This is a genomic window from Pseudomonas sichuanensis (assembly GCF_003231305.1).
GTDB classification, from domain to species: Bacteria; Pseudomonadota; Gammaproteobacteria; order Pseudomonadales; family Pseudomonadaceae; genus Aquipseudomonas; species Aquipseudomonas sichuanensis.
This window is the reverse complement of record NZ_QKVM01000014.1, coordinates 96762-107488: the sequence shown is the minus strand read 5'-3', so window position 1 is coordinate 107488 and position 10727 is coordinate 96762. Positions and strand designations below refer to the sequence as shown.

Sequence of the window (10727 nt, the reverse complement as noted above, 5' to 3'; positions counted from 1 at the left end):
GGTGAATGTGACCTGTCTCACAAACACTGGCAAAATCGGCAGCCTTCCCTCGGGGTGTAGAATTTCCAGTAAAACTTTGTAAGGTTGGCGCTGCTTATCCCATAATGTGCCACCAGAGACCTTGGCCGTAGCTTTGCAGAGGTAAGTCGATCCCCATGAACCGCACCGGCCGCGCCCTGACCATGGGCTGCCTGTTGCTTCTTCAGCCCCTGCTGGCCCTGGCGGAGGGCGGTAACTCGTTGCTGATTCCAGCGACGGGCCGCTGCACGCTGAATGCCGCGCCGGAGGATCAGGCGAGCGCCCTGAAGGCCTGCGAGCAAATCGCGGAATCCGGGGATGCCGAAGCACAGTACGAGCTGGGCGAGTTCTACTACAGCGGTACCCCCCGTCACCTCGACAAAGCGCTCAAGTGGTTCGAGAAGGCCTCGCTGCAGGGCCACGCCCAGTCGCAATATCGCCTCGGTTCGATGTTCTTCCACGGCGAAGGGGTCAAGGCCAACAACGTGCAGGCCTACATCCTGCTGAAGATGGCTGCGGTCAACGGCGCCGAAGATGCACTGGACATGGCCGACGAAGTCACCGAGCAGATGCCGCGCGACGAGCTTGAGCATGCCACCCAGGTGCTTGGCCAGATCTTCCGCAAGTACCTGCTGGAACTACAGAACGCCGAAGGGCGCACACCGTTCTCTCCCCTCCCCTGATCGCCGCCCCTATCACACAGCCGTAAGAAACGCCGATCACTATGGGCCGGGGATTTCTCGTGCTCGCGCCGGCCCTATCGCGGGGCAAGCCCGCTCCCACGTCATGGCAGTTTCGTGGGAGCGGGCTTGCTCCGCGATCAGGCCGCCACGGGCAGTAGCGACCCTTGATCGTTTCAGTGCTTTCGCCACTGCCACTCAAGGGTTATTCTTGAGCTCACATTCATTGCCGTCGAGCGGCTAAAAACCACCTTGAACGCTCCCATACAACCCCATCGCTTCATCCTCGAACCTTTCGAGGCCAACCGTTTCGCCAACCTGTGCGGCCAGTTCGACGAGCACTTGCGCCTGATCGAGCAACGCCTGGCCATCGAGATCCGCAACCGCGGCAATCAATTCGAGCTGATCGGCGAACCCAAGACCACCTCCGCCGCTGAACAACTGCTGCGCCGCCTCTATCGCGAGGCCAAGGCCAGCGAGCTGTCGCCGGAAACGGTCCACCTCTATCTCCAGGAATCCGCGGTCGAGAACATCGACAACCCCGCCGTCAATGAAGTCAGCGTCTCGCTGCGCACGCGCAAGGGCAAAATCACGCCGCGCGGCGCCAATCAGCAACGCTACGTCAAAGAGATCCTGGCCAACGACATCAACTTCGGCATCGGCCCGGCCGGCACTGGCAAGACCTACCTGGCTGTAGCCTGCGCCGTGGATGCGCTGGAGCGCGAGCAGGTGCGCCGCATCCTGTTGGTGCGCCCGGCGGTCGAGGCTGGCGAGAAGCTCGGCTTCCTGCCCGGCGACCTGGCCCAGAAGATCGACCCGTACCTGCGCCCGCTGTATGACGCGCTGTACGAGATGCTCGGCTTCGAACATGTGGCCAAGCTCATCGAGCGCCAGGTGATCGAGATCGCCCCGCTGGCCTACATGCGCGGCCGCACGCTCAACAACAGCTTCATCATCCTCGACGAGAGCCAGAACACCACGCTCGAGCAGATGAAGATGTTCCTCACCCGCATCGGCTTCGGCTCGACCGCGGTGATCACCGGTGACATCACCCAGGTCGACCTGCCACGCGGCACCAAGTCGGGCCTGGCTCATGTGATCGAGGTGCTCAAGGACGTACCGGGCATCAGCTTCACCCATTTCCAGCCCAAGGACGTGGTGCGCCATCCGTTGGTGCAACGCATCGTCGAAGCCTACGACCGCTTCGAAGCCCGACAGGCCCAACCCGAGGCGCGCGGCAAAGATGCTTGAACTCGATCTGCAACGGGCCACGGATGCTGCCAGCCCGGATGACGCCGCCTTCCGCCGCTGGTGCGAGCTTGCCCTGCGCCAGCGCAGCGCCGACTCCGAGATGACCATCCGCCTGGTCGACGAAGCCGAAGGCCGCGAGCTGAACCATACCTACCGGCACAAAGACTACGCGACCAACGTGCTGTCCTTCCCCGCCGACGTGCCCGACGACCTGCTGGACATCCCGCTGCTCGGCGACCTGGTGATCTGCGTCGCCGTGGTCGAGCGCGAAGCTCAAGAACAAGGCAAGGCCCTCGACGCGCACTGGGCCCACCTGGTCATCCATGGCTGCCTGCACCTGCTCGGCTACGACCACATCGACGACGACGAAGCCGAAGAGATGGAAGCGCTGGAACGGCAATTGCTGGCGGAACTGGGTCACCCGGACCCATACGCCGACGACGAAACCGACCCAATCACACACTGACACTGCAAGGAACACGAGTAACCGCCATGAGCGAAGACCGATCGAGCAACGGGCAAAAGTCCTGGCTGGGTAAACTGACCCAGGCTTTTGCCCATGAGCCGAAAAACCGCCAGCAGCTGCTTGAACTGCTGCGCGAAGCCCATCAGAACAAGCTGCTCGACAGCGAAGCGCTGACCATCGTCGAAGGCGCCATCCAGGTCGCCGACCTGCAGGTGCGCGACATCATGGTGCCGCGCTCGCAGATGATCAGCATCAAGGCCAGCCAGTCGCCACGCGAGTTCCTGCCAGCGGTGATCGATGCCGCGCACTCGCGCTACCCGGTGATCGGCGAAAGCCATGACGATGTGCTTGGCATCCTGCTCGCCAAGGACCTGCTGCCGCTGATCCTCAAAGAGAACGGCGACAGCTTCAACATCAAGGACCTGCTGCGCCCGGCCACCTTCGTGCCCGAGTCCAAGCGCCTGAACGTGCTGCTGCGCGAGTTCCGCGCCAACCACAACCACATGGCCATCGTCATCGACGAATACGGCGGTGTGGCCGGCCTGGTAACCATCGAAGACGTGCTTGAACAGATCGTCGGCGACATCGAAGACGAGCACGACGTCGAGGAAGACAGCTACATCAAGCCGCTGCCCAGCGGCGACTTCCTGGTCAAGGCACTCACCCCGATCGAGAACTTCAACGAGTTCTTCGACAGCGAATTCTCTGATGACGAGTTCGACACGGTCGGCGGCCTGGTGATGAGTGCGTTCGGTCACCTGCCCAAACGCAACGAGACCACCGAGATCGGCGGCTACCGCTTCCGCATTCTCAACGCCGATAGCCGGCGGATACACCTGCTACGCCTGACACCGATCAACCGTTAAGGACGAACATGCGCTGGATCACCCGCCCCGGCTGGCCCGGTAACCTGCTGGCCATGGTGGCCGGCGCTTCCACCCTCCTGGCCCTGGCGCCTTTCGACATCTGGCCGTTGGCGCTGCTGTCCATCGCCCTGTTCTACGCCGGCCTGCGCACTCTCAGCTCGCGCCAGGCCCTGGCTCGCGGCTGGTGCTTCGGCTTCGGCCTGTATGGCGCCGGCACCTGGTGGATCTACGTCAGCATGAACACCTACGGCGGCGCCTCGCCGTTGCTGGCGATCCTGCTACTACTGGCGTTCTTCGCCTGCCTGGCGTTTTTCTTCGCCTTGCCGGCCTGGCTCTGGGCGCGCTGGCTGCGTCGCGATGAGGCCCCCCTGGCCGACGCGCTGGGCTTTGCTGCGCTGTGGCTGCTGCAGGAAGCCTTCCGTGGCTGGTTCCTGACCGGTTTCCCATGGCTCTACGCTGGCTACAGCCAGCTCGACGGCCCCTTGGCCGGGCTGGCGCCGCTCGGCGGTGTGTGGCTGGTGTCGTTCAGCCTTGCGCTGACCGCGGCACTGTTGTGCAACCTCCTTCGCCTGCGCGCGCGCCCATCGTTCATGGCCATCGGCGCCGTGTTGCTGGTGGCACCCTGGGTCGTCGGCATGGCGCTCAAAGGCCACGCCTGGACCCGGCCGGCCGGCGACCCGCTCAAGGTCGCCGCGCTTCAGGGCAACGTCGAACAGGACCTGAAATGGGACCCGGCCCACGTCAACGCCCAACTGGCGCTGTACCGTGACATGAGCTTCAGCTCGAAACCGGTGGACCTGCTGATCTGGCCGGAAACCGCGGTACCGGTGCTCAAGGACCAGGCCCAAGGCTACATCGACATGATGGGGGCGTTTGCCGCCGAGCGGCATTCGGCGCTGATCACCGGCGTACCGGTACGGCAGATGGTCCACCACCAGCGGCGCTACTTCAACGGCATCACCGTGACCGGTGAAGGCGACGGCCTGTACCTCAAGCAGAAGCTGGTGCCGTTTGGTGAATACGTGCCGCTGCAGGACATGCTGCGCGGGGCGATCGAGTTCTTCAACCTGCCGATGTCGGACTTTGCCCGCGGCCCCGCGGACCAGCCGCTGCTGCAGGCCAAGGGCTACCAGATTGCGCCGTACATCTGCTACGAAGTGGTCTACCCCGAGTTCGCCGCCAGCCTGGCAGCCCGCAGCGACCTGCTGCTGACCATCAGCAACGACACCTGGTTCGGCACCTCGATCGGCCCGCTGCAGCACCTGCAGATGGCGCAGATGCGGGCACTGGAAGCCGGCCGCTGGATGATCCGCGCCACCAACAACGGGGTGACCGCACTGATCGACCCGTTCGGCAAGATCACCACACAGATCCCGCAGTTCGAGCGCGCGGTGCTGTATGGCGAGGTAGTGCCGATGCAACAGCTGACGCCTTACCTGCAATGGCGTTCGTGGCCGCTGGCGATTGTCTGTGCATTGCTGCTGGGCTGGGCGCTGCTGGCCGGGCGGATTGCCAAGACCGTCTGATAGCGCTCGCAAGGGCCTCTTCGCGGGTAAACCCGCTCCCACAGGTTCGCCGCGGCCCTCAAGGCTTGCATGGTACCTGTGGGAGCGGGTTCACCCGCGAAAAGGCCGGCACCTGCGGTGCAAGAATCAGTAGAACACCCGATACCCCACCAGCCCCACCGCCTCGTTCAGCAACTGCCCGCTCTGCCAGATCGCCCGGCTTTCCGGCAGCAACCCGGCAAACGGCCGGGCATGATCGCGCCCGAGGAACCCCACCGGCGCCGGCACCACTTCAAACCCCGCACGTTCAAAGCTCCAGCGCGAGCGCTGCATGTGCCAGGCCTGGGTCACCACCACCACACGGCGGATCCCCAACGGCTGCAGGACCTGCGCGCTGAGCGTGGCGTTCTCCCAGGTGGTATGGCTGGCTTCTTCTTTCCAGGTGACCGAAACAGCGAAATCTGCCTGCAGCCGCTCAGCCATCAACTGCGCCTCGCTCGGCGGCGTGCCATAGTGCAGGCCGCCGCTGGTCAGCACCGGCAACCCGGACGCCTTGGCCAGTTGCGCGGCATAGCGCATGCGCTCCAGAGCCAGGTAGGACGGTTGATCGCTGCCGCCCCAGGCCGGATCGCCTCGATCACGCCCGGCGCCGAGCACCACGATGGCATCGGCACGGCTTGCCAGGCTCGCCCAGCTCTGCGGCGCCAACGCAGGCTCCGTTTCCAGCTGCCGGGCCGCCTGCTCCACCACCAACGGCAGGCTCATCAGCCACAGCCCGCCCAGGCCCAGTGCAAAACACGCAGCCGCCAGGCGCGGCCGGCGCCGGCGCCACCACCAGGCCGCCAGCAGCAACAGCAGCAGTACGCCCGGCGGCATCAGCCATTGTTTGATGAAAAAGCGAATCGGCATCGCACACCTCCATGGAAGGCATGCAGCCTAAGAGGATCGGCGCCAGGCCTCAAGGGGAGGTCGACGCCGATCGCAGTGTGGGTGTTGAAGAACCGGCGCGTGAACACGTGCGCCTGCAAACCTGAACGGCTATCGGGATGGCTGCGTCCTGGATCTTGCTGGAGCAGTGGCGCGTTTTCGATCCTTGAGCCAGATGATTCTGGCCGAGGATGGTTCCGGTTGCGGGTAGGCACCGGCGCTGGCATGGCGACCTGCCGGGAGTGACTCCAGGTAGGCCTTGATCACCTCGAACTCGGCGTGGCTCAGGCCACGCAATTCCAGCTCGGCAGGCATCTCGTCGCGCAATCGTACCGAGGTTCTGGCCACTTCCAGTGCCAGGCCCAGGCGGTCGATCAGGCGTTGGTAAAGCTCCGGTTTGCTTGCAGGTAGTTGCGACTCTCCCATCCGTTCACCTCATTGAAGGTAAGAATATCTCCCCCCACAAATGAGCTTAGCGTTGTCATGAAAAGCAGCTGCCCGCCGCGACCAACGGCCCGCGCGGCGGGGGATGCAATCAGGGTTTCCCACGATGCGCGGCGCTCATGTATGCTACGGCGTTCACTCTATCGACACCGGAGTGCCGGTCGCAGCGAGGTTCCGCTGCCTGGAAACAGGGTCCCTTCTCTCTCAGTTAAAAAGTAGCCATGCACGAACAATACAAGCCCAGTGATATCGAAGCCGCCGCCCAGCAGTTCTGGGACGAGCAACAGTCGTTCGCTGTTACCGAACAGCCAGGCAAGGACACCTACTACTGCCTGTCGATGTTCCCGTACCCGAGCGGCAAGCTACACATGGGCCACGTGCGCAACTACACCATCGGCGACGTGATTGCCCGCTACCAGCGCATGCTGGGCAAGAACGTCCTGCAGCCGATGGGCTGGGACGCCTTCGGCATGCCGGCGGAAAACGCGGCGATGAAAAACAACGTCGCCCCGGCCAAGTGGACTTACGAAAACATCGACTACATGAAGACCCAGCTCAAGAGCCTGGGCCTTGGTATCGATTGGGCGCGTGAAGTCACCACCTGCAAGCCGGACTACTACCGCTGGGAACAGTGGCTGTTCACCCGCCTGTTCGAGAAAGGCATCATCTACCGCAAGAACGGTACCGTGAACTGGGACCCGGCCGACCAGACCGTGCTCGCCAACGAGCAGGTCATCGACGGCCGTGGCTGGCGCTCGGGCGCGCTGATCGAAAAGCGCGAAATCCCGATGTACTACTTCCGCATCACCGACTACGCCGACGAGCTGCTGGAAAGCCTCGACGAGCTGCCGGGCTGGCCTGAGCAGGTCAAGACCATGCAGCGCAACTGGATCGGCAAGTCGCGCGGCATGGAAGTGCAGTTCCCGTACGACCAGGCCAGCATCGGCCACCAAGGCACGCTGAAAGTCTTCACCACCCGCCCCGACACCCTGATGGGCGCCACTTACGTCGCCGTCGCCGCCGAGCACCCGCTGGCCACCCAGGCCGCCCAGGGCAACCCGGCGCTGCAGGCGTTCATCGACGAGTGCAAGAGCGGCAGCGTCGCCGAAGCCGACATGGCCACCCAGGAGAAGAAGGGCATGGCCACTTCCCTGCTGGTCGAACACCCGCTGACCGGCGAGAAGCTGCCGGTGTGGGTCGCCAACTACGTCCTGATGCACTACGGCGACGGCGCCGTGATGGCCGTGCCGGCCCACGACGAGCGCGACTTCGAATTCGCCCACAAGTACAACCTGCCGGTGAAGGCCGTTGTGCGCACCAGCGCCGGTGACGACGTTTCCAGCGAATGGCAGGCCGCCTATGGCGAGCATGGCCAGCTGATCAACTCCGGCGAATACGACGGCCTGGATTTCGCCGGCGCCTTCGACGCCATCGAAGCCGCCCTGATCCGCAAGGACCTCGGCAAGTCGCGCACCCAGTTCCGCCTGCGCGACTGGGGTATCAGCCGCCAGCGCTACTGGGGCTGCCCGATCCCGATCATCCACTGCCCTGCGTGCGGCGACGTGCCGGTGCCGGAAGACCAGCTGCCGGTCACCCTGCCGGAGAACGTGGTGCCGGACGGCGCCGGATCGCCGCTGGCGCGCATGCCCGAATTCTATGAGTGCACCTGCCCGAAATGCGGCACCGCGGCCAAGCGCGAAACCGACACCATGGACACCTTCGTCGAGTCGTCCTGGTACTTCGCCCGCTACGCCTCGCCGAACTACGACAAGGGCCTGGTAGACCCCAAAGCTGCCAACCACTGGCTGCCGGTCGATCAGTACATCGGTGGCATCGAGCACGCCATCCTGCACCTGCTGTACGCGCGCTTCTTCCACAAGCTGATGCGTGACGAAGGCCTGGTCACCTCCAACGAGCCGTTCAAGAACCTGCTCACCCAGGGCATGGTCGTTGCCGAGACCTACTACCGCGTGGCCAGCAATGGCGGCAAGGACTGGTTCAACCCGGCCGACGTCGAAATCGAGCGTGATGCCAAGGCCAAGATCATTGGCGCCCGCCTGAAGACCGACGGCCTGCCGGTGGAAATCGGCGGCACCGAGAAGATGTCGAAGTCGAAGAACAATGGCGTCGACCCGCAGTCGATGATCGAGCAGTACGGCGCCGACACCTGCCGCCTGTTCATGATGTTCGCCTCGCCGCCTGACGCCAGCCTGGAATGGTCCGACTCCGGCGTCGAAGGCGCCAACCGCTTCCTGCGCCGCGTCTGGCGCCTGGCCCAGGGCCACGTTGCTCAGGGCCTGCCAGGCAAGCTGGATGTCGCCTCGCTCGACGACGCACAAAAAGTCATCCGCCGCGCCATCCACGCAGCGATCAAGCAGGCCAGCACCGATGTCGGCCAGTTCCACAAGTTCAACACCGCCATCGCCCAGGTGATGACCTTGATGAACGTGCTGGAAAAAGCCCCGCAGGCGACCGAGCAAGACCGCGCACTGCTGCAGGAAGGCCTGGAGGCCGTGACCCTGCTGCTGTCGCCGATCACCCCGCACATCAGCCACGAGCTGTGGCAGCAACTGGGCCACACCGACTCGGTGATCGACGCCGCCTGGCCGAGCGTCGACGAACAGGCGCTGGTGCAGGACACCGTCACCCTGGTGGTGCAGGTCAACGGCAAGCTGCGTGGCCATGTCGAGATGCCCGCCGCCGCCAGCCGCGAGGAAATCGAAACGGCCGCCCGCAACAACGAGAATGTCCTGCGCTTCACCGATGGCCTGACCATCCGCAAGGTCATCGTGGTACCGGGCAAGCTGGTCAACATCGTCGCCAATTGATGGCAGCGCCCGTCCGTGCATGACACGGGCGGGCGTATTAGGCCCACGAGGGAGCTACAACATGATCAAACGCAATCTGCTGGTAATGGGCCTGGCCGTACTGCTCAGCGCCTGTGGTTTCCAGCTGCGCGGCACCGGCACCACCGAACTGACCATCAAGGAGCTGGACCTCAGCGCCCGCAACGCTTACGGCGAAACCGTCAAGCAACTGCGCAACACCCTGCAGAACAGTGGCGTGAAGGTATACAGCGGCGCTCCGTACAAGCTGGTACTCACCAACGAGCAGGAAACCCAACGTGCGGCGACCTACACCGGCGGTAGCCGCTCGGCGGAATACGAGCTGACCACGGTGCTGAACTATGCCATCGAAGGCCAGAACGACACCCTGCTGCTGGAAGACAAACTGCAAGTGCAGCGCTACTACGTGCACGATGGCAACAACATCACCGGCTCCGGCCAGGAAGCGACCCAGGTTCGTCAGGAAATGCGCACCGACCTGGTACAGAACATGATGGTCCGCCTGCAACAGCTGACCCCGGACCGCCTGGCCGACCTGCAGCACAAGGCCGACGAACGCGCCCGCGCCGAAGCCCAGGCACTGCAGGAAGCCCAACGCATCCGCGACGAGACGCCCCAGCAGTCCCCGCTGGAAGTCCCGGCCAACTGAGCCTGAACGGGGTGCCCCGGCACCCCGCCTTTCGCCATGAAACTCTCCCCAGCCCAACTCAACAAACACCTGCAGGGCCAGCTGGCGCCTGTGTACATCGTCAGCGGCGACGACCCGCTGCTGTGCCAGGAAGCCGCCGACGCCATTCGTGGCGCCGCGCGCCAGCAAGGTTACGACGAGCGCCAGGTGTTCAGCGCCGATGCCAACTTCGACTGGGGCAATCTGCTACTGGCCGGTGCCAGCCTCTCGCTGTTCGCCCAGCGCCGTCTGCTGGAGTTGCGTCTGCCTTCGGGTAAACCTGGCGACAAGGGTGCGGCCGCACTCATCGAGTACTGCGCCAACCCCGCCGAAGACACCTTGCTGCTGATCAGCCTGCCCAAGCTCGATGGCAGCGCGCAGAAAACCAAGTGGGGCAAGGCACTGATCGAGGGCGGCCACTGCCAGTTCATCCAGATCTGGCCGGTGGACGCCCAGCAATTGCCACAGTGGATCAACCAGCGTCTGTCACAGGCCGGCCTGACAGCTCAGCGCGATGCGGTCGACATGATCGCCGCCAGGGTCGAAGGCAACCTGCTGGCCGCCGCCCAGGAAATCGAGAAGCTCAAGCTGCTGGCCGATGGCAACCAGATCACCGTCGAGACTGTGCAGGCGGCAGTTGCCGACAGCGCCCGTTTCGATGTGTTCGGCTTGGTCGATGCCATCCTCAACGGCGAGGCAGCCCATGCCCTGCGCATGCTCGAGGGGCTGCGCGGCGAAGGTGTCGAGCCGCCGGTGATCCTCTGGGCCCTGGCCCGTGAACTGCGCCTGCTGGCGGGGCTGGCCCAGCAATTCAGCCAGGGGGTGCCGCTGGACAAGGCCTTCAGCCAGGCCCGGCCACCGGTATGGGACAAGCGCCGCCCGCTGGTGAGCAAGGCCCTGCAGCGCCTCTCGGCGCAGCGCTGGGCCATGCTGTTGCAAGACGCCCAGCGCATCGATGCGCAGATCAAGGGCCAGGCCGAAGGTTCGCCCTGGACCAGCCTGGCGCGTCTGGCGCTGTTGATGGCCGGCCAGCGACTCACACTGCCAGCAGAGTAAG

10 protein-coding genes are annotated in these 10727 nt (G+C 64.3%); 8 read left to right on the top strand and 2 right to left on the bottom strand.

The window, feature by feature from the left end:
- Window positions 1–155 precede the first annotated feature (155 nt).
- The 5 genes from DM373_RS10030 (at window position 156) to lnt (ending at window position 4807) form a co-directional block, all read left to right on the top strand.
- Window positions 156–701 carry a tetratricopeptide repeat protein gene (locus tag DM373_RS10030; protein ID WP_110993413.1) on the top strand — a complete coding sequence of 182 codons (546 nt, stop codon included), beginning with the start codon at window positions 156–158 and terminating at the stop codon, window positions 699–701.
- 249 nt (window positions 702–950) lie between these two features.
- The gene (locus DM373_RS10025; RefSeq protein WP_110993412.1) at window positions 951–1949 is read left to right on the top strand and encodes a PhoH family protein; all 999 of its coding nucleotides are present in this window, start codon (window positions 951–953) and stop codon (window positions 1947–1949) included.
- A complete protein-coding gene (gene ybeY, locus DM373_RS10020) occupies window positions 1942–2415 on the top strand; it encodes an rRNA maturation RNase YbeY (RefSeq protein WP_110993411.1) in 474 nt (157 codons plus the stop codon). The genes DM373_RS10025 and ybeY overlap by 8 nt, the downstream gene beginning before the upstream one ends.
- A 26-nt stretch (window positions 2416–2441) precedes the next feature.
- Window positions 2442–3281, top strand: coding sequence for an HlyC/CorC family transporter (locus DM373_RS10015; RefSeq protein ID WP_110993410.1), 840 nt, complete (start codon window positions 2442–2444; stop codon window positions 3279–3281).
- Window positions 3282–3289: 8 nt separating this feature from the next.
- The gene (gene lnt, locus DM373_RS10010) at window positions 3290–4807 is read left to right on the top strand and encodes an apolipoprotein N-acyltransferase (RefSeq protein ID WP_110993409.1); all 1518 of its coding nucleotides are present in this window, start codon (window positions 3290–3292) and stop codon (window positions 4805–4807) included.
- A 126-nt stretch (window positions 4808–4933) separates the two neighbouring features.
- Here the strand turns inward: lnt and DM373_RS10005 are convergent, their stop codons facing one another.
- Window positions 4934–5695 carry a YdcF family protein gene (locus tag DM373_RS10005; protein WP_110993408.1) on the bottom strand — a complete coding sequence of 254 codons (762 nt, stop codon included), beginning with the start codon at window positions 5693–5695 and terminating at the stop codon, window positions 4934–4936.
- 129 nt (window positions 5696–5824) lie between these two features.
- A complete protein-coding gene (locus tag DM373_RS10000) occupies window positions 5825–6139 on the bottom strand; it encodes a hypothetical protein (protein ID WP_110993407.1) in 315 nt (104 codons plus the stop codon).
- 239 nt (window positions 6140–6378) lie between these two features.
- Between DM373_RS10000 and leuS the strand changes: the two genes are divergently transcribed.
- The 3 genes from leuS to holA all read left to right on the top strand — a co-directional run bounded on the left by leuS (window position 6379) and on the right by holA (window position 10726).
- Window positions 6379–8985 carry a leucine--tRNA ligase gene (leuS, locus tag DM373_RS09995; protein ID WP_110993406.1) on the top strand — a complete coding sequence of 869 codons (2607 nt, stop codon included), beginning with the start codon at window positions 6379–6381 and terminating at the stop codon, window positions 8983–8985.
- A 61-nt stretch (window positions 8986–9046) separates the two neighbouring features.
- Window positions 9047–9652 (top strand): LPS-assembly lipoprotein LptE, encoded by a 606-nt coding sequence (locus DM373_RS09990; RefSeq protein ID WP_110993405.1) that lies wholly within the window; start codon window positions 9047–9049, stop codon window positions 9650–9652.
- Between the two features lie 36 nt (window positions 9653–9688).
- The gene (gene holA / locus DM373_RS09985; RefSeq protein WP_110993404.1) at window positions 9689–10726 is read left to right on the top strand and encodes a DNA polymerase III subunit delta; all 1038 of its coding nucleotides are present in this window, start codon (window positions 9689–9691) and stop codon (window positions 10724–10726) included.
- Window position 10727 lies beyond the last annotated feature (1 nt).